Annotated in this window: 17 protein-coding genes and 1 pseudogene; 8 read left to right on the plus strand and 10 right to left on the minus strand. The window is 66.6% G+C overall.

Features of this window, described 5'->3' with window-relative positions:
• Positions 1-206 precede the first annotated feature (206 nt).
• From pheA to MKP05_RS10960, 5 genes are all read left to right on the plus strand, one after another.
• Positions 207-1,298: a prephenate dehydratase gene (gene pheA / locus MKP05_RS10940; RefSeq protein WP_110281533.1), complete on the plus strand. Its 1,092-nt coding sequence runs from the start codon at positions 207-209 to the stop codon at positions 1,296-1,298.
• A 20-nt stretch (positions 1,299-1,318) separates the two neighbouring features.
• Positions 1,319-3,637, plus strand: coding sequence for a bifunctional prephenate dehydrogenase/3-phosphoshikimate 1-carboxyvinyltransferase (locus MKP05_RS10945; protein WP_240568306.1), 2,319 nt, complete (start codon positions 1,319-1,321; stop codon positions 3,635-3,637).
• Complete coding sequence (cmk, locus tag MKP05_RS10950) at positions 3,634-4,326, plus strand: (d)CMP kinase (RefSeq protein ID WP_110281532.1); 693 nt, start codon at positions 3,634-3,636, stop codon at positions 4,324-4,326. Before MKP05_RS10945 ends, cmk begins: the two co-directional genes overlap by 4 nt.
• 182 nt (positions 4,327-4,508) lie before the next feature.
• The gene (gene rpsA, locus MKP05_RS10955) at positions 4,509-6,185 is read left to right on the plus strand and encodes a 30S ribosomal protein S1 (RefSeq protein ID WP_240568307.1); all 1,677 of its coding nucleotides are present in this window, start codon (positions 4,509-4,511) and stop codon (positions 6,183-6,185) included.
• 293 nt (positions 6,186-6,478) lie between these two features.
• Positions 6,479-6,853 carry a histone-like nucleoid-structuring protein, MvaT/MvaU family gene (locus tag MKP05_RS10960; RefSeq protein ID WP_110281530.1) on the plus strand — a complete coding sequence of 125 codons (375 nt, stop codon included), beginning with the start codon at positions 6,479-6,481 and terminating at the stop codon, positions 6,851-6,853.
• Positions 6,854-6,925: 72 nt separating this feature from the next.
• On the opposite strand, the gene MKP05_RS10965 is transcribed toward MKP05_RS10960, so the two are convergent.
• Positions 6,926-7,744: a helix-turn-helix domain-containing protein gene (locus MKP05_RS10965; protein WP_240568308.1), complete on the minus strand. Its 819-nt coding sequence runs from the start codon at positions 7,742-7,744 to the stop codon at positions 6,926-6,928.
• A 425-nt stretch (positions 7,745-8,169) separates the two neighbouring features.
• On the opposite strand from MKP05_RS10965, the gene MKP05_RS10970 reads away from it, so the two are divergent.
• Positions 8,170-8,436, plus strand: coding sequence for a hypothetical protein (locus tag MKP05_RS10970; protein WP_240568309.1), 267 nt, complete (start codon positions 8,170-8,172; stop codon positions 8,434-8,436).
• Between the two features lie 110 nt (positions 8,437-8,546).
• Here MKP05_RS10970 and MKP05_RS10975 read toward each other — a convergent pair whose 3' ends face one another.
• The 9 genes from MKP05_RS10975 to pilB form a co-directional block, all read right to left on the minus strand.
• Positions 8,547-9,455 carry a DNA replication terminus site-binding protein gene (locus tag MKP05_RS10975; protein WP_240568310.1) on the minus strand — a complete coding sequence of 303 codons (909 nt, stop codon included), beginning with the start codon at positions 9,453-9,455 and terminating at the stop codon, positions 8,547-8,549.
• Positions 9,452-9,685 carry a DNA gyrase inhibitor YacG gene (gene yacG / locus MKP05_RS10980; protein WP_110281527.1) on the minus strand — a complete coding sequence of 78 codons (234 nt, stop codon included), beginning with the start codon at positions 9,683-9,685 and terminating at the stop codon, positions 9,452-9,454. The genes MKP05_RS10975 and yacG overlap by 4 nt, the downstream gene beginning before the upstream one ends.
• A gap of 40 nt (positions 9,686-9,725) precedes the next feature.
• A complete protein-coding gene (gene coaE, locus MKP05_RS10985) occupies positions 9,726-10,340 on the minus strand; it encodes a dephospho-CoA kinase (RefSeq protein ID WP_240568311.1) in 615 nt (204 codons plus the stop codon).
• Between the two features lie 61 nt (positions 10,341-10,401).
• Positions 10,402-11,250 carry a prepilin peptidase gene (locus MKP05_RS10990; RefSeq protein WP_240568312.1) on the minus strand — a complete coding sequence of 283 codons (849 nt, stop codon included), beginning with the start codon at positions 11,248-11,250 and terminating at the stop codon, positions 10,402-10,404.
• Between the two features lie 17 nt (positions 11,251-11,267).
• Positions 11,268-11,459, minus strand: coding sequence for a DUF2283 domain-containing protein (locus MKP05_RS10995; protein WP_240568313.1), 192 nt, complete (start codon positions 11,457-11,459; stop codon positions 11,268-11,270).
• Positions 11,460-11,474: 15 nt separating this feature from the next.
• Positions 11,475-11,777, minus strand: a complete 303-nt coding sequence (locus MKP05_RS11000) for a helix-turn-helix domain-containing protein (RefSeq protein WP_240568314.1) — start codon at positions 11,775-11,777, stop codon at positions 11,475-11,477.
• Between the two features lie 2 nt (positions 11,778-11,779).
• On the minus strand, positions 11,780-12,127 hold the full coding sequence (locus tag MKP05_RS11005; RefSeq protein WP_240568315.1) for a type II toxin-antitoxin system RelE/ParE family toxin: 348 nt from the start codon (positions 12,125-12,127) through the stop codon (positions 11,780-11,782).
• A gap of 51 nt (positions 12,128-12,178) precedes the next feature.
• The gene (locus MKP05_RS11010) at positions 12,179-13,411 is read right to left on the minus strand and encodes a type II secretion system F family protein (protein ID WP_240568316.1); all 1,233 of its coding nucleotides are present in this window, start codon (positions 13,409-13,411) and stop codon (positions 12,179-12,181) included.
• A 132-nt stretch (positions 13,412-13,543) separates the two neighbouring features.
• Complete coding sequence (pilB, locus tag MKP05_RS11015) at positions 13,544-15,346, minus strand: type IV-A pilus assembly ATPase PilB (RefSeq protein ID WP_240568317.1); 1,803 nt, start codon at positions 15,344-15,346, stop codon at positions 13,544-13,546.
• Positions 15,347-15,768: 422 nt separating this feature from the next.
• Between pilB and MKP05_RS21775 the strand changes: the two genes are divergently transcribed.
• Both MKP05_RS21775 and MKP05_RS22120 read left to right on the plus strand, forming a co-directional pair.
• Positions 15,769-16,167, plus strand: a complete 399-nt coding sequence (locus MKP05_RS21775) for a prepilin-type N-terminal cleavage/methylation domain-containing protein (protein WP_439108983.1) — start codon at positions 15,769-15,771, stop codon at positions 16,165-16,167.
• A 231-nt stretch (positions 16,168-16,398) separates the two neighbouring features.
• Positions 16,399-16,512 (plus strand): annotated as a pseudogene (locus MKP05_RS22120) (prepilin-type N-terminal cleavage/methylation domain-containing protein); the annotation flags it as partial.
• Positions 16,513-17,195: the final 683 nt, after the last annotated feature.

The raw sequence follows: 17,195 nt of genomic DNA on the forward strand, positions 1-17,195 counted from the left end.
CCCAGCCAGCGCTGGCGGTCCCTATGGGGTCAGACCCCGGCGGAGGTTGGTTCGGCTGGTTAAGGTGCACCATGACAGGCAGGGCGAGTTGGCTGGGGTCTGACCCCCTAGGGGCCATGTCGCCGACACAGACGAAGGGGTGGCTTGTCACTTGGGCCCTGGTTCGGCCGCTGAAACATGAGACACCGAGAAGAAGGGAACCACGCATGACCGACACCCCCAAGGATCTCGATGAGCTGAGACAGCGCATCGACGAGCTGGACGGCGACATCCTGCGGCTGATCAGCGAGCGCGCGGCCTGCGCCCAGCGGGTGGCCGAGATCAAGACCGTCGAGGACCCCCAGGCGGTCTTCTATCGCCCCGAACGCGAGGCCCAGGTGCTGCGCCGGATCATGGCGCTCAACCAGGGCCCCCTCGACAGCGAGGAGATGGCGCGGCTGTTCCGCGAGATCATGTCCGCCTGCCTGGCGCTGGAGCAGCCGATCAAGGTGGCCTATCTCGGCCCCGAGGGCACCTTCACCCAGCAGGCCGCCCTCAAGCACTTCGGCGAGAGCGCGCTGAGCATGCCCATGGCCGCCATCGACGAGGTGTTCCGCGAGGTCGAGGCCGGGGCGGTCAACTACGGCGTGGTGCCGGTGGAGAACTCCACCGAGGGGGTGGTCAACCACACCCTCGACTCCTTCATGGACTCCTCGATGCGCATCTGCGGCGAGGTGGTGCTGCGCATCCACCACCACCTGCTGGTGGCCGAGACCACCCGCCGGGACAAGGTCTCGCGGATCTACTCGCACCCGCAGTCCTTCGCCCAGTGCCGCAAGTGGCTCGATGCCCACTTCCCCCATGCCGAGCGGGTGCCGGTCTCCTCCAATGCCGAGGCCGCGCGCCTGGTCAAGACCGAGTGGCACAGTGCGGCCATCGCCGGCGACATGGCCGCCAAGCTCTACGGCCTGACCCGGCTCGCCGAGAAGATCGAGGACAGCCCGGACAACTCCACCCGCTTCCTGATCATCGGCAACCAGGACGTGCCCATGTCCGGCGAGGACAAGACCTCCATCGTCGTCGCCATGCGCAACCAGCCCGGTGCCCTGCACGACCTGCTCGAACCCTTCCACCGCCACCAGATCGACCTGACGCGCCTGGAGACCCGGCCGTCGCGCAGCGGCGTGTGGAACTACGTCTTCTTCATCGACTTCAAGGGCCACTGCGAGGAGCCCCGGGTCGCCGCGGTGCTGGAGGAGGTGCAGCTGCGTGCCGCCGAGCTCAAGGTGCTCGGCTCCTACCCGGTGGGCGTTCTCTAGGCATGCGGCAGACGTCAGGCATGAAGCTCAATGAAGCGCGGATCCTGATCGTCGGCCTGGGGCTGATCGGCGGCTCGCTGGCCGCGGCCCTGCGCCAGGCAGGCTTCGGTCGTCGCGATAGCGACGATGCCGGCGGGGGCGGGCCGGTGAAGAGAGCCGAGATCGTCGCCTGCGACCCGGACGCCGACGAGATCGCCCTGGGCATCGAGAGGGGCCTGATCGACCGCGGCGACACCCGGCTCGCGCCGCTGGTCGAGGGTGCCTCGCTGATCGTGCTGGCGGTGCCGGTGCTGGCCATGGCGCCGGTGATGCGCGAACTGGCCGGGTGCCTCGAGCACGCGGCGCCGGACGTGGCGCTCACCGACGTGGGCAGCACCAAGGCCGCCATCCGCGACTGCGCGGTCGACGCCTTCGGCCGGGTGCCCGCCAACCTGGTGCTCGGCCACCCCATCGCCGGTTCCGAGAAGAGCGGCGTGGCCGCCGCCGATCCGCGCCTCTATGCCAACCACAAGGTGATCCTCACCCCCGAGCCGGACACCGACCCCGCGGCCCTGGCCCGGGTGCGCGCGCTGTGGGCGGCCTGCGGCGCCGAGGTGCTGGAGATGGACGTGGCGCGCCACGACCAGGTGCTGGCCCGCACCAGCCACCTGCCGCACCTGCTGGCCTTCTCGCTGGTGGATACCCTGGCGCGCCAGGACGATCGCCTCGAGATCTTCCGCTACGCCGCCGGCGGCTTTCGCGACTTCACCCGCATCGCCGGCAGCGACCCGGTGATGTGGCGCGACATCTTCGTCGCCAACCGCGACGCCGTGCTCGCCTCGCTGGACGACTTCGAGGCCGGCGTGGCCCGGCTGCGCCGCGCGGTCGAGGCCGGCGATACCGATACCATGCTGGCGATCTTCGACCGCGCCAGCCATGCTCGACACTATTTCGAATCCCTGCTCAACCAGACCAGTTACCAGGCGGAATACCAGATGCAAGCACAAGGCAAGCTGCGCTACCGGGTCGCCCCCGGTGGCGGCGTCACCGGACGAATTCGCGTCCCCGGCGACAAGTCGATCTCCCACCGCTCGATCATGCTCGGCGCGCTCGCCGAGGGCGTCACCGAGGTCAAGGGCTTCCTCGAGGGCGAGGACAGCCTGGCCACCCTGCAGGCCTTCCGCGAGATGGGCGTGGCCATCGAGGGGCCCCACCAGGGCCGCGTGACCATCCACGGCGTCGGCATGCACGGCCTCCAGGCCCCCGCCGGGCCCCTCTACGTGGGCAACGCCGGCACCGCCATGCGGTTGTTCGCCGGGCTGCTGGCCGGCCAGGCCTTCGACACCGAGCTCACCGGCGACGCCTCCCTGACCAAGCGCCCCATGGGCCGGGTGGCCGATCCCTTGCGAGCGATGGGGGCCGAGATCGATACCGCCGAGGGTGGCCGCCCGCCGCTGAAGATCAAGGGTGGCCGCCAGCTGAAGGGCATTTCCTACGACATGCCCATGGCCAGCGCCCAGGTGAAGTCCTGCCTGCTGCTCGCCGGCCTCTACGCCGAGGGCGAGACTCGGGTGCGCGAGCCGGCGCCGACCCGCGACCATACCGAGCGGATGCTCGCCGGCTTCGGCTATCGGGTCCAGCGCGAGGGCGACACCTGCTGGCTCAGCGGTGGCGGCAAGCTCACCGCGGCCCCCATCGACGTGCCCTCCGACATCTCCTCGGCCGCCTTCTTCCTGGTCGCCGCGGCGATCACCCCCGGGTCCGACCTGGTGCTCGAGCATGTCGGCATCAACCCGACCCGCATCGGCGTGATCAACATCCTCAAGCTGATGGGCGCCGACCTGCGCTTCGAGAACGAGCGCGAGGTGGGCGGCGAGCCGGTGGCCGACCTGCACATCCGCTATGCGCCGCTCGCGGGCATCGAGATCCCCGTCGACCAGGTGCCGCTGGCCATCGACGAGTTCCCGGCGCTGTTCGTCGCCGCCGCCAACGCCACCGGCACCACGCGGCTGCGCGGGGCCGAGGAGCTGCGGGTCAAGGAGTCCGACCGGCTGCAGGCCATGGCCGACGGCCTCACCGTGCTGGGCGTGGAGAACACCCTGTACCCGGACGGCATCGATATCGTCGGCAGTGGAAAAAATAGCGGCAAGGCCAAGGGGGCGAGCTATGGCGGAGGTCGCATCGACAGCCTGGGCGATCACCGCATCGCCATGGCCTTCACCGTGGCCGGGTTGCGCGCCGGCGGCGAGATCGTCATCGACGACTGCGCCAACGTCGCCACCTCCTTCCCCGGCTTCCTGGAGCTGGCCCGCAAGGTAGGCCTGTTCCTGGTCGAGGAAGTGGGCGAGGAGGTGCCATGAGCGACGCAGTGGTGCCGGTCCTGACCGTGGATGGCCCCGGCGGCGCCGGCAAGGGCACCATCAGCCGGCTGGTCGCCGAGCGGCTCGGCTGGCACCTGCTCGATTCCGGCGCCCTCTACCGGCTCACGGCCCTGGCCGCCGCGAAGCACGAGGTGCCCCTGGACGACGAGGCCGGCCTGGCCGAGGTGGCCCGCGAGCTCGACGTGGTGTTCCGCGCCGAGGGCGACGCCACCACCGTGCTGCTGGAGGGGCGTGACGCTACCACCACCATCCGCACCGAGCAGATCGGCGACGCGGCCTCCCAGGTCGCCGCGCTGCCCGCGGTGCGCCAGGCGCTGCTCAAGCGCCAGCGCGACTTCCGCCAGGCGCCCGGGCTGGTGGCCGACGGCCGCGACATGGGCACCGTGGTGTTCACCGATGCGCCGCTGAAGATCTTCCTCACCGCCAGTGCCGAAGAACGCGCCCGGCGGCGCCACCTCCAGTTGCAGGAGGCGGGGGTGGATGCTAATCTATCGAGTCTTTTAAAGGAGATTCAGGCACGCGATGCGCGCGACATGCAGCGCAGCGTGGCACCGCTCAAGCCGGCCGATGACGCCATCACGCTTGACACCACGCGCCTGACGATACCGGAAGTGGTGGATCGGCTGACGGAACTGCTGACCGAACGGGGTCTGGCAACCGCCACCTGACACTCCCTTGCGGCGCCTCCGGCAGGATGTGATGACGTGGTCCGGCACTTCGATTTTCCGTGAGCCTGGCCAGGTCGAACCAGCGTTAACATCTCCGGAGGCATGGTGAATAAGGCCCGCACTCGCTGGTGGTGCGGAGAAGGCGGCAACGCCGTACTCAACGTTGATCACGTAGGAACATCATGAGCGAAAGCTTTGCTGAACTGTTTGAACAGTCTCTCCAGGACATCAACATGGAGCCGGGCGCCATCGTCGCGGCTACCGTCGTCGACATCGATGGTGACTGGGTCACCGTCAATGCCGGCCTGAAGTCTGAAGGTCAGATTCCCGCGGCGCAGTTCCGCGACGAGAACGGCGAACTGAACATCGCCGTCGGCGACGAGGTCCACGTCGCCCTGGAAGCCGTCGAGGACGGTTTCGGCGAGACCCGCCTCTCCCGCGAGAAGGCCAAGCGTGCCGAAGCGTGGAAGATTCTGGAAGCGGCCTTCGAAAAGGACGAGATCGTCAAGGGCGTGATCAACGGCAAGGTCAAGGGCGGCTTCACCGTCGACGTCGACTCCATCCGCGCCTTCCTCCCCGGCTCCCTGGTCGACGTGCGTCCGGTGCGCGACACCACGCACCTCGAGAACAAGGAACTCGACTTCAAGGTCATCAAGCTCGACCCGAAGCGCAACAACGTCGTCGTGTCCCGTCGTGCCGTGCTCGAGGCCGAGAACAGCGCCGAGCGTGAGGCCCTGCTCGCCACCCTGCAGGAAGGCCAGCAGATCACCGGTATCGTCAAGAACCTCACCGACTACGGTGCCTTCGTCGACCTCGGTGGCGTCGACGGCCTGCTGCACATCACCGACATGGCCTGGAAGCGCATCAAGCATCCGAGCGAGATCGTCGCCGTGGGCGACGAGATCAACGTCAAGGTTCTGAAGTTCGACCGCGAGCGCAACCGCGTCTCCCTGGGCCTGAAGCAGCTGGGCGAGGATCCCTGGGTCAACATCAAGGATCGTTACCCGGAAGGCACCCAGGTGCACGCCACCGTCACCAACCTCACCGACTACGGCTGCTTCGCCGAGTTGGAAGAGGGTGTCGAGGGCCTGGTCCACGTCTCCGAGATGGACTGGACCAACAAGAACATCCACCCGTCCAAGGTCGTGCAGGTCGGCGACGATGTCGATGTCATGATCCTCGACATCGACGAGGAGCGTCGTCGTATCTCCCTGGGCATCAAGCAGTGCACCGCCAACCCGTGGGAGACCTTCAACGCCGAGTACAAGAAGGGCGACCGCGTCAAGGGCACCATCAAGTCGATCACCGACTTCGGTATCTTCATCGGCCTGGAAGGCGGCATCGACGGCCTGGTGCACCTCTCCGACATCTCCTGGACCGAGACCGGCGAAGAAGCCGTGCGCGGCTTCAAGAAGGGCGATGAGGCCGAGGCCGTGATCCTCTCCATCGACCCGGAGCGCGAGCGCATCTCGCTGGGCATCAAGCAGCTCGATACCGACCCGGTCGCCGAGTTCCTGGCCGTCAACGACAAGGGCACCATCGTCACCGGCCGCGTGGTCGAGGTCGACGCCAAGGAAGCCCACGTCGAGCTGGCCACCGATGTGGTCGCCGTGCTCAAGGCCTCCGAGATCAGCGCCGACCGTGTCGAGGACGCCCGCAACGTGCTGAACGTAGGCGACAGCGTCGAGGCTCGCATCATCGGTGTCGATCGCAAGAACCGCCAGATCGCCCTGTCCATCAAGGCCAAGGACCAGGACGACACCCGCCAGAACCTCAAGAAGCTGCGTGAAGAGAGCCCCGAGAGCGGTGGTCCGACCACCATCGGCGACCTCATCAAGCAGCAGATGGGCCAGGACTGAGCAGGCGAAGCGGAAGCGAGGCCTCGGCCCGCCTCCGGCGAACTTGCCAGCCATGAAGGACGCCGCCCCTCGGGGCGGCGTCTTTTTTTCGACAAGTCGGCTGAGTTCAAGGATACCGCGACTGTTGCTCCCCGAGTGGTAATCCAGGCGTTGCTCTTCTACAAATAACTGTGCCGTGATACTTTCAACTCGACTCTTGATATTAAACGAGTCGCTATCCACACTATTGTCATGAACCCTTTAAGCGTTCATAATTGCCCACGCATCCCGACACCCGAAGAAGGAATACCTAAATGTCCCTGCTCAGCGAATACATGCAAATGGAACAGCAGCTCAAGCAGCTCCAGGAGAACATGGAGAAGCTGCAGAACGACAAGCGCCTGAAGACCGAACTCGAGTTCAAGGAAAAACTCGAGGCGTTGATGCGCGAGTTCGACAAGAGCGCTGCCGAAGTCATTGCGCTGCTCGACCCCAAATCCACTGCGGCTTCCGCCCCGAAGGCAGTGGCGGCCGGTGGCCGTCGCAAGCGCAAGCTGAAGATCTACAAGAACCCCAACACCGGTGAAGTCGTCGAGACTCGCGGTGGTAATCAGAAGACCCTCAAGGCGTGGAAGGACGAGTACGGTAACGACACCGTCGAATCCTGGTTGGTGCGCGTCGAGGAGTGATCCTCCGCCCCGCCCGTTATATGTCAAGCGCCGCCCTCGAGGCGGCGCTGTCGTGTCCGTAACCGCGATAAGCTACGACGCCGACGCTGGCTCCAGCAGTGGCAGTTGAAGCTCCAGGCCCGCCGTCGTATGCAGTAGTCGCGGCGCCTCGCCGTTGAAGTGCACGCCCTTCTCGGGCAGCGAGCGACCGACCAGGAAGCGTACGGCCGTGGGGAGTTGCGCCATCTCGCCGAACGTCAGGCAGGCGCAGCGCCTGGCCGGCAGTTCGATCAGGCGGAAGGGCAGGGGCAGGGCCACGTCGATGGTCGCACCATGGGCCACCTGCACGCCGAGGTCGGTGCGCGGCATGTCGCTGGCCAGGGGCTGGTCATGCAGCAAGGCGATGGGCGTGGCCTCGCTCAGGCGGTCGGGCAGCGCATCGTCGACCTCCAGGTGCTGCTGCCATGCCGCCGGGGTGTCGATCGCCATGCTCGGCGCGTAGAGGCGGGTCACGATCGCCTCCTGCGCAGGTGTCAGGCGGAGTTCGACGGCAAACTCCCTGCCCGTGGCCGGATCGCTCCGGCGCAGTTGCAGGCGCTGGGCCCGCCGGAAGTCGCGTGGCGAACGCTCGTAGCGGCGCTGGAAGGCGCGACTGAACGCCGAATGGTTGCGATAACCGCATAGTTCGGCAATCTGCCTGACGCCATGGGGGGTGTGCACCAGCAGCCGGGCTGCCTTCTCCAGGCGCAGCAAGTCGCGGTAGGCGCCGGGTCCTATGCCGAAACGCTGGCGGAAGCGGCGCCGGACCTGGGAGGAGGAATAGCCGAGCCGCTTGGCCAGGTCCTCGATACCCAACTGACTCTCCAGGGTCTCCTGCAGCCAGATCTCCGCTCGCATCATGTCGTTGCCCATGGCCTGGCCTCATCCCTTGAGATCACATACTCGAGCCGACCAGATGCCGTGCTCACCGACAGGGATCTCCCGCCTGTCGCCGTTCGCAAGCGCGCCGGGCAGCGGTTCGACGGGAGCCGAGCCCGGGCCGTTGCCTTCTTCCCTTTCATTAGTTCTTTATGCTTGTCAAAGCGGATCAAAGGCAAGTTCGAGACTTCGGAATGATCGATTGAGCACATTATGCGAGGGATCGAAGCGACGGCGATGACCGCCGGAGACCGGTGGCGAGCCGCAGCGAGTGGCGAATGCCCCTTCGCCACGGGCGCCAATGGCGGTATACTCAAGATAGGACATCATGCGTGAGCGTCGACCCCGATTCCTTTCCCGCCCCGTCGACCTCCTGACACCACTGGTAGCGAATGAAACAGCAGACTTCTCGAAAACCCATGGACGAGCGCGAGAAATTGCGCAAGTTTCGCGAACTCGACGACGCCTTCGCCGAAGCATTGCGCGAACTCGAAAGCCCCGGCAGCACGTTCGACATTCCCACCGGGCCGCCCGTGCGCTCCCTGGAAGCCCAGGAGCAGGACGACGAGGCTCGCCAGCAGGCCTTCGAGCAACGCCTCAAGGCGCTGATGAACGAATACGCCCAGCCCGCCGAAAGCGTCAGCAGCCTGTTGCAGACGCTGAAGTCCCTCGGGCGCATCGCCTGATACTACGCGTCAAATGCCCCCCATCAGGGGGGTAGATTCCCTGCCTGTGGCTCCGCCGAGCGAGTGGCGCCGATAGGCGCCCTGGCGGCAATCGCCGTCGCCCCGAACGATCACCGATAGCGGAATACCCGCAGGCTCGGCAGGAAGGGGGCGTCTTCCAGGCGTTCGTCGCTGCGCCGCGCCCGGGTGCGGCTCTCGGGTGGCGTCGGCGGGGGCTGGTTGTGGTCGGGCAGGCGGCCGTCGGGCGAGGGCACGAACAGTGGCAGCGCCACGTTCAGCGCCCGGCGCGTGCGGCCATCCTCCAGCGGTTCGCGAAAGAACAGGTTGGCCCGCATCAGCGGCGCCTGGCGCTGCACCTGGGCCAGGGGTTCGCCGTCCGGTAGGCCCGCCAGCTTGCGCAGCTGGATCCGCACATGGGGCGCCTCCGCGTCGAGCTTGAGCAACTTCTGCTCGGCCTCGCGCACGCTCAGTCGCTTGATGGAGCGCCCGCTCGAATACCAGGCCAGCCGTACCCGCGCCACCGGGGCCTCGGCCACCGGAATCGCCCGCCAGCACTGCTTGAGGTGCAGCCGCGCCAGCCCGCGGCCGCGCAGGTGATCGTGCAGCGCCGGGTGGCGGAAGGGCAGCACCGTCTTGATCTCGGGGATCAGCGCCGGCACCTGGTCGCGAATCTGCGCGAGCAGCGCGGCGAAGGCCGCCTTGGCCGCATTCACCTCGGCGACCCGGGCCAGCAGCGCCTCGCCGGCCGCCACCAGCCCGACATGGGCGCGCGTCGCCCGGCCGTCCTGGCCATCGTGATACCAGAAATCCAGCAGCGCCTGGCGCAACCATGGCTCGCTCGCCGACTCCTCGCCGAAGGCCCAGCTGGCCCCCGGCGCCTGGTGGTAGGCGCCGAGCAGCGCCTCGGTACGCTGGATCAGCGTATCGAAGGCCGCCTCCAGCTCGGCCAGCAGGCGGTATTCGGGCTTCTGCAGCCCCGGGGGATGCGCCAGGCCAAGGGGCTGCCTACCGGCGATCACTGCAGGCCACCATCCCGGTCGGCCTGGGCGAGCAGGGCGTCGAGATCCATCTCGTCCATGGCCGGCTCGCCGGTGATGCGATGCGACTCGTCGGCCCAGGCGCCCAGGTCCAGCAGCCGGCAGCGCTTGCTGCAGAAGGGGCGGTAGGGGTTGTCCTCGTTCCACAGCACCTTCTTGCGGCACTGCGGGCAGGCGACTTCCAGCGGGCGATTCGTTCGTTGCGACGTCATGACTCTCGGTCTCGGTTCGGGGTTCGAGGGTGGGGCTCGGTCATCGTGGTGGATGAGAGCCTGCCAGGTGCCGGTAGCGCCGGTCCAGTTCGGCGACCTGCGCGGCCAGCGCCTGCTCGTCACCCCCATTGTCGATCACGTCGTCGGCCAGGGCCAGGCGTTCGGCGCGCGGCATCTGGGCGGCCAGGATGGCGCGGGCCTGGGCCTCGTCGACCTCGTCGCGGGAGGCGGTGCGTGCGATCTGCAGCGCCTCGGGCACGTCGATCACCAGGCTGCGGTCGACCAGGCGGTGCTGGCCCGACTCGAACAGCAGCGGCGAGACCAGCAGCACATAGGGCGCGCCCCGGGCCTGCAGGCGCTCCAGGTGGGCCAGCAGCCGCTCGCGGATGCGCGGGTGAGTCACCGACTCCAGCCAGCGCCGCTCGGCCGGATCGGCGAAGACGATCTCGCGCAGCGCCCGGCGGTCCAGGCGCCCGTCGGCCAGCAGGACCCGCCGGCCATGGCGCGCGGCGATCTCCGCCAGCGCCGGCTCGCCGGGCTCGACCACCTCGCGGGCCACCTCGTCGGCATCCACCCAGGGTATGCCCAGCGCCGCGAAGGCCCTGGCCACCGTCGACTTGCCCGAGGCGATCCCGCCGGTCACACCGATGATCAAGCTAAGTCCCCCTTGGGGTCAGACCCCAAAATTCGCTTAGGGGTCTGACCCCAAGGCGCGGTTAATAGAGCAGGCCGAGGTAGGCGGCCATCAGCGGCTCGCCGGCGAGCAGGGCGATCCAGCCGGCCACCACCAGGTAGGGGCCGAAGGGCATCGGCGCGCCGCGCAGCCGCGGGATCGCCAGCTGCATCAGCACGCCGACCACGGCGCCGGCGCCGGCCGAGAGGATCAGCACCAGCGGCAGGCTCTGCCAGCCCAGCCAGGCGCCCAGCGCGGCGAGCAGCTTGAAGTCACCGTAGCCCATGCCCTCCTTGCCGGTCACCAGCTTGAACAGCCAGTAGAAGCTCCACAGCGCCAGGTAGCCGGCCATGGCGCCGATCACCGCCGAGGAGAGCAGCAGCGGCTGGAACAGCAGCTGGTAGAGCAGCCCGGCCCACAGCAGCGGCAGGGTGAGCAGGTCCGGCAGCAGCTGGGTGCGCAGGTCGATCACCGCCATCGCCAGCAGCGCCAGGCAGGCGCCGAGGATGAACAGCCCCTGCCAGCTCGCCCCGAAGATCGCCACCACCGCCAGCGTCAGCGCGCCGCCGGCCAGCTCCACCAGCGGGTATTGCGGGCTGATGCGCGCCTGGCAGCTGGCGCAGCGCCCGCGGCGCTTGAACCAGCCCAGCAGCGGGATGTTGTCGTGCCAGGCGATCGGCGCCTCGCAGGTGGGGCAGATCGAGGGCGGCGTCACCAGGTTGAAGCGCGGCGTCTCCTCGGTGGGCAGCTCCAGCGCCTCGCGGGCCTCGGCCCGCCAGCCCTGCATCAGCATCACCGGCAGCCGCGCGATCACCACGTTGAGGAAGCTGCCCAGGCAGAGGCCGACGACGGCGGCCAGCGGCCAGAGCAGGGGAGAGGGGAGATCGAGCAAGAGAGTATCCTTTCGGGTCAGGCGGCTTCGCTCTTGAGTAGCGGCCAGGCACCTTGTTTCGAGGCCTCGAGAATGACCACCTCCACGATGGTGCCATCCGCGGCGTAGCTGATATGGGTGTTCCAGTCCTGGGAGACTTCCTTGGTGATCGGCTTGTCCGCCAGGTGAAGCATCAGGATATCGTCGGTTTCGTCGTAGGTCGTGCGCATACTGGGACTCTTTTCTCAGCAACTCATGCCGACGTGTTGTCCATCCGGAAGTTCGATATCGATGGTAAGCTTGCCCCCCATGGCCTCGATGTAGCGCTTCAGGGACGAAAGCTTGATTTCGGTGCCCCGCTTTTCCAGGTTGGCGACCGAGGGCTGCGAAACACCCATTAGCGTGGCCAGCTCGACTTGGGAGAGGTCGAGCTGTTCGCGGAGCCGGGCAAGACGCCACTCGAAGACCTCTTGCTCGGCTCTCGCTTTCGCGGCTTCGACGACTTCCGGACTGACGTGCTTCACCAGTAAAGAGAGTGGCTTTGCCATGGCTATTCCCCCAGGCTGGCTAAATGGTCGATGAACTCGCGTTCGGCGATCGGGATCATGGTCTGATAAAAGCGCTTGTCACCGGTCTTGTCCCCGCCACATAGCATCACTGCTTGACGAGCCGGATCGAACGCAAAGAGGATGCGAAAGGGCTTCCCTCCATGCTGAATCCTCAGTTCCTTGAGATTGGTAACCTTGCGACTGCCCTTGAGGCTATCGACGTCTGGTCTTCCCAGCTGTGGGCCTAACGACTCCAGCTTGAACAGGCCAGTCAGCACACTTTCCTGCTCTGCTTCAGATAGCTGCAGAAACCAGCTGTCGAATCGCTCGACGGTCACGATGTGCCACATCCGGGCCTTCCTTGGCGATTATAGTCCATAAGCTATATAGCGTAAAGGCTATCAAATCACGGTGCCCAGCTCGAAGATCGGCAGGTACATCGAGATCACCAGGCCGCCGACCAGCACCCCGAGCACCACGATGATGAAGGGCTCGAGCAGCGAGGTGAGGGTATCGACCTTGTTGTCGACCTCCTCCTCGTAGTAGTCCGCCACCCGGTTGAGCATGGCGTCGAGCGAGCCGGCCTCCTCGCCGATGCCGACCATCTGCACGGCCAGCGGCGGGAACCGCTCGGTCAGGCGCATGGCGAAGTGCAGCTGCTGGCCGGAGGAGACGTCCTCGCGGATCTGCTCGATGGCGCGCTCGTAGACCTTGTTGCCCGAGGCGCCGGCGGCGGTGGTCAGCGCCTCGACCAGGGGCACCCCGGCGCCGAAGGTGGTGGCCAGGGTGCGCGAGTAGCGCGCCACCGAGGACTTGTCGAGGATGTCGCCGAGCACCGGGATCTTCAGCGACAGGGCGTGCATGCGGTAGGCAAAGGCCTCGGAGCGCTTCATGCCGGTGCGGATGAAGTAGATGAAGGCCGCCAGGCCGAGCACCCCCCACCACCAGTACTGCTGGGCGAACTCGGAAAGCGCGATGGTCATGCGGGTCGGTGCCGGCAGCTCGGCGCCGAAGCCGTGGAACAGGCTCTCGAACTGGGGCACCACCTTGATCAGCAGCAGGGCGGTGACGCCGAAGCCCACCGCGATCACCGCCGCCGGGTACCACAGCGCCTTCTTCACCCGGCCCTTGAGCGACTCGATCTTCTCCTTGTAGGCCGCCACCCGCTCGAGCATGCGGTCCAGCGAGCCCGACTGCTCGCCGGCCTCCACCAGGTTGGCGAACAGGCGGTCGAAGTGCTGGGGGTGGCGCCTGAGCGCCTCGGAGAAGCTCGAGCCCGCCGCCACGTCGTTCATCAGCTCCTGGACCAGGGCGCTCATCGCCGGCTTCTTGAGGCTCTCGGCCACCACCTGGAAGGCCTGCAGCATCGGCACCCCGGCGCGGATCATGGTCGCCATCTGGCGGGAGAAGAGCATGATGTCGCGGGGCTTGATCTTGCCCATGCCGCCGCCCAACCCGCCCTTGCGGCGGATCGTCTTGACCATGATGTTCTGGCCCGAGAGCTCCTTCTCCACCTCGGCCTTCTTGGCGGCGATGATCTCGCCGCTCACCTTGCGACCGTTGGGTCCCTTGCCGTTCCAGCGCCAACGATAGAGCTTGAGCTTGTTCGGCGTGCGCATCGTGCGTGTGGCCATGAGTGTTCCCTGCGTTGCTGCTGGTCGTATGTTCTGTTATAGGCCCGGGGGGCTCGATGGTGCTGTTACCGTTCAGGGCGTTCGTGTTGTCGCGCGTCACGCCTGGCCGCCGGGCACCCGGCGGCGCCTCCGTCAGTCCTTGGTCACCCGGTTGACCTCGGCCAGGCTGGTCAGCCCCTGCATCACCTTGAGCAGGCCGCTGCGGCGCAGGTCCGGGTGGCCCTCTTCCCGGGCCAGGGTGTCGAAGTCCATGGAGTTGCCCTGGCGCATGATCAGCTGGCTCATGGCATCGCTGATCGGCACCACCTCGTAGATCCCTACCCGGCCCTTGAAGCCCTGGGTGCAGTGCTTGCAGCCCACCGGCGCATAGAAGGTGGCGCCGTCGACCTCCTCGGCGCTGTAGCCCTGCTGCAGCAGCACCTCCCGGGGGATGTCGGCCGGCTGCTTGCAGCGGCTGCACAGCTTGCGCGCCAGGCGCTGGGCGATGATCAGGCTCACCGAGCTGGCGATATTGAACGGCGCCACCCCCATGTTGGCCAGGCGGGAGAGGGTCTCGGCCGCCGAGTTGGTGTGCACCGTGGAGAGCACCAGGTGGCCGGTCTGCGAGGCCTTCACCGCGATCTCGGCGGTCTCCAGGTCGCGGATCTCGCCGACCATCACCACGTCCGGGTCCTGGCGCAGGAAGGCGCGCAGGGCGCTGGCGAAGTCCAGGCCGATCTTCGGCAGCACGTTGACCTGGTTGACCCCCGGCACCTTGATCTCCACCGGGTCCTCGGCGGTGCAGATGTTGCGCTCCACCGCGTTGAGCAGGTTGATGCCGGTGTAGAGGGTCACCGTCTTGCCGCTGCCGGTGGGGCCGGTGACCAGGATCATGCCCTGGGGCTGGTCGAGCACCGCCTCGTACATGGCGCGCTGCGCGGGGGTGAAGCCGAGCTGCTCGATGCCCATCTGGGCCGAGGCGGGGTCGAGGATCCGCAGCACCACCTTCTCGCCGTAGACGGTGGGCAGCGAGTTGACGCGGAAGTCGATCGACCGGCTCTTGGAGAGCTTGAGCTTGATGGCGCCGTCCTGGGGCAGGCGCCGCTCGGAGATGTCGAGCCGCGACATCACCTTGAGCCGCGCGGCGATCCGCGTGCGCATGGCGAAGGGCGGGTGGGCCACGTCGTGGAGGATGCCGTCGATGCGAAAGCGCACCCGGTAGCTGGTCTCGTAGGGCTCGAAGTGGATGTCCGAGGCGCCGCGGCGGATGGCGTCGAGCAGGATCTTGTTGACGAACTTGATGATCGGCGCATCGTCGCCGGCCGCGGCGCTCACCGCCTGGGCATCGATCGCCTCGCTCTCGCCCTCGTCGTAGGCCAGCTCGCCGATGGCGTCGTCGACCCCCTTGAGCTCGTCGAGCATGCTGTGCTCGCCCTGGGTCAGGTAGTTCTCCAGCGCCGGGCCGAGCTGGTCGACCGGGGCCAGCACCCCCTCGGGGGTGAGGCCGGTGGCGAACTGCAGCTCGTCGAGCTGGGCCAGCGTCGAGGGGTAGGGCACCGCCACCGTGAGGCGGTGGCCGTGGCGCACCAGCGGCAGCACCCTGAGCCGGCGCAGGATCTTCTCGGGGAACTCGCTGGCCGGCGGCAGGCCGTCGGCGCGCAGGGCGTCGAGGTCGATGATCGGCAGGCCGTACTCCCAGGCCGCGGTCAGGGTGGCCTGGCGGGCCGGCACCAGGCCGGACTCGATCACGTGCTCGAGCAGCGACATCTCGGCTTCCCGCGCCTCCTGCTCGGCGCGCACCGCGGCGGGCTCGGAGAGCAGGCCATCCTTCACCAGCCGGCGCGACAGCCCGCGCAGGCCGTCGGCGCCGCGCTGCCCCGCCCCGGCCAGCGGCGATTCGGTGGGTTCGGCGGCCGGGGGTGGCCTCTCGGCGGCAGGGGTGCGGTAGTCGTTCATGGCGCCTCGCGGGTGCAGCAACTGTGGCATCATCCACGATTCTAGCCTCAGGCGGCTATCCCCGCCCAGCGCTTCGCCCCGTCGATTCAGTCTTTTCCTTGATTCAGGATGATGAGCCGCCTGCACGGGCGGGATGAGAAGGCTCAGATTGTCCTTGCAAGGTTGCCATCTGTAATTTAATGTAAGCTGTAGAGTCGAGCCGTCGGGTAGGGCGAGCCGGCTGGCAAGTGACGGTGGCACGCCGTGGGCACCGAGGTCCTGTGGGAGCGCAGCGCTGCTGCGCGATGGCGCAGGCCTCGGCACGACCCCGGCACGCCGCCCAACGCAAACCCGCACGGGCTGCAGAAGTAAGGCAACGGCAGACGGGCCACGGCGGACCGATAGCAAGAGGCAGGGCCATGAAGAGACAAGGCAGGCAACAGATGAAGCACATCAAGACCGGCCAGGGCGGTTTTACCCTGATCGAGCTGCTGATCGTGGTGGCGATTATCGGCATTCTGGCGGCGATTGCGATTCCGCAGTATCAAAACTATCTCACTCGAGCTGATCAGAACGCTTGTCAATCGCAGCTAGATATTGAGCGAAATAGAATTATGGCTGAGTTGACGACATCAAATGACCCCGCAACAGATCTGGCAACTGAATTAACTGCAATGACTTCGAATGCGGCACCTGCTTGCGGCACTGTTACTAACGACGTTGCGCTTGATAGTGATGGAAATCTGACCGGCTCTGCGACAGCGTCAAGTACTCCGCGAGGAAATTATGTCGAACTTAACTTCGGTACTGGTGAATTCACGCTCACTGCTCCGACCTCATGATGAGGGACATACCCTCATTCCCCGCCTAACTTGAACTCAGGCATCAACCAGCGGCCGGCTTAATGCCGGCCGTTGGCGTGATGGGGGAGCCATCCTCGAGCAGGGGCCTGGAGTCGCGGCCGGGCGCGCCGTGCGGGTAATGAGGGACAAACCCCCATTTTCCCTTAAGGCAGGCCACGGTGGACAAGAGCAAGGGGCAGGGCCATGAAGAATCAAGGCATGCAGAAAGACATGAAGACCGGCCAGAGCGGTTTTACCTTGATCGAGCTGTTGATCGTGGTGGCGATTATCGGGATTCTCGCGGCGATTGCGATTCCGCAGTATCAAGCTTATACGACGCGTTCAGCCAACAATGCGTGTTTGTCCGAGGCGACTTCATTTGCACGGCTTGTGGCAGTTGAAAGACAAGACGCTACCTTTACAGCGCCAACGATGGCCTGGTCGGCGTGTGACGCACCGGCCGCTACAGATTTTGAGACCGCTGCCAGCCCCTTTACCTTCTCGGTGGCTGCGACTGGCCACGGAGATACCGATACTGACTGTGACCTGGATACCGGAACTTGCAGTCTCCAGTAGCAATAAAGGACATCTGAGGACACGGTGATGAGGGACAGATCTTGGCGGATCCCCACGAATATCCCGACGATGGCAGCGCGTTCGCCGGAGAAGGCGCCGTGGCCGCCCCTATGGGGTCAGACCCCGGCGGGGTCGAATCCGCTCGCCCTGTGCACGATGACAGGCCGGTAGCTCGGCCGGGGTCTGACCCCATAGGACCTCCCCGCGCTGGCGGCCCATTCCGCAGCATTCTCAACCCGCTGATTTCACAGCAACGTTTGTGGGAATTCCTCCCAGTCTGACCCCATAGGGCAGGCCTCGGCGCCTCTTGCCGCGAACGTGCTCGGGTAGGGCGGCCCCATTGCCACCAGGCGGCGCCCCTGTCTCCATCGATTCTCCATCGATGTTGCGCTGCACAAAAATCCCTGCTATTGTGCAGTGCAGTAGAGCGGGAATCTCCCGTTCCATCACAT

The organism is Halomonas flagellata (assembly GCF_022487945.1).
Classification (GTDB): Bacteria; Pseudomonadota; Gammaproteobacteria; order Pseudomonadales; family Halomonadaceae; genus Halomonas; species Halomonas flagellata.

Coding starts and splice junctions, on each gene's coding strand:
- pheA (WP_110281533.1), top strand. CDS start 207: ATGACCGACACCCCCAAGGATCTCGATGAGCTGAGACAGCGCATCGAC.
- MKP05_RS10945 (WP_240568306.1), top strand. CDS start 1,319: ATGAAGCTCAATGAAGCGCGGATCCTGATCGTCGGCCTGGGGCTGATC.
- cmk (WP_110281532.1), top strand. CDS start 3,634: ATGAGCGACGCAGTGGTGCCGGTCCTGACCGTGGATGGCCCCGGCGGC.
- rpsA (WP_240568307.1), top strand. CDS start 4,509: ATGAGCGAAAGCTTTGCTGAACTGTTTGAACAGTCTCTCCAGGACATC.
- MKP05_RS10960 (WP_110281530.1), top strand. CDS start 6,479: ATGTCCCTGCTCAGCGAATACATGCAAATGGAACAGCAGCTCAAGCAG.
- MKP05_RS10965 (WP_240568308.1), bottom strand. CDS start 7,744: ATGGGCAACGACATGATGCGAGCGGAGATCTGGCTGCAGGAGACCCTG.
- MKP05_RS10970 (WP_240568309.1), top strand. CDS start 8,170: ATGGACGAGCGCGAGAAATTGCGCAAGTTTCGCGAACTCGACGACGCC.
- yacG (WP_110281527.1), bottom strand. CDS start 9,685: ATGACGTCGCAACGAACGAATCGCCCGCTGGAAGTCGCCTGCCCGCAG.
- MKP05_RS10995 (WP_240568313.1), bottom strand. CDS start 11,459: ATGCGCACGACCTACGACGAAACCGACGATATCCTGATGCTTCACCTG.
- MKP05_RS11000 (WP_240568314.1), bottom strand. CDS start 11,777: ATGGCAAAGCCACTCTCTTTACTGGTGAAGCACGTCAGTCCGGAAGTC.
- MKP05_RS11005 (WP_240568315.1), bottom strand. CDS start 12,127: ATGTGGCACATCGTGACCGTCGAGCGATTCGACAGCTGGTTTCTGCAG.
- MKP05_RS11010 (WP_240568316.1), bottom strand. CDS start 13,411: ATGGCCACACGCACGATGCGCACGCCGAACAAGCTCAAGCTCTATCGT.
- pilB (WP_240568317.1), bottom strand. CDS start 15,346: ATGAACGACTACCGCACCCCTGCCGCCGAGAGGCCACCCCCGGCCGCC.
- MKP05_RS21775 (WP_439108983.1), top strand. CDS start 15,769: ATGAAGCACATCAAGACCGGCCAGGGCGGTTTTACCCTGATCGAGCTG.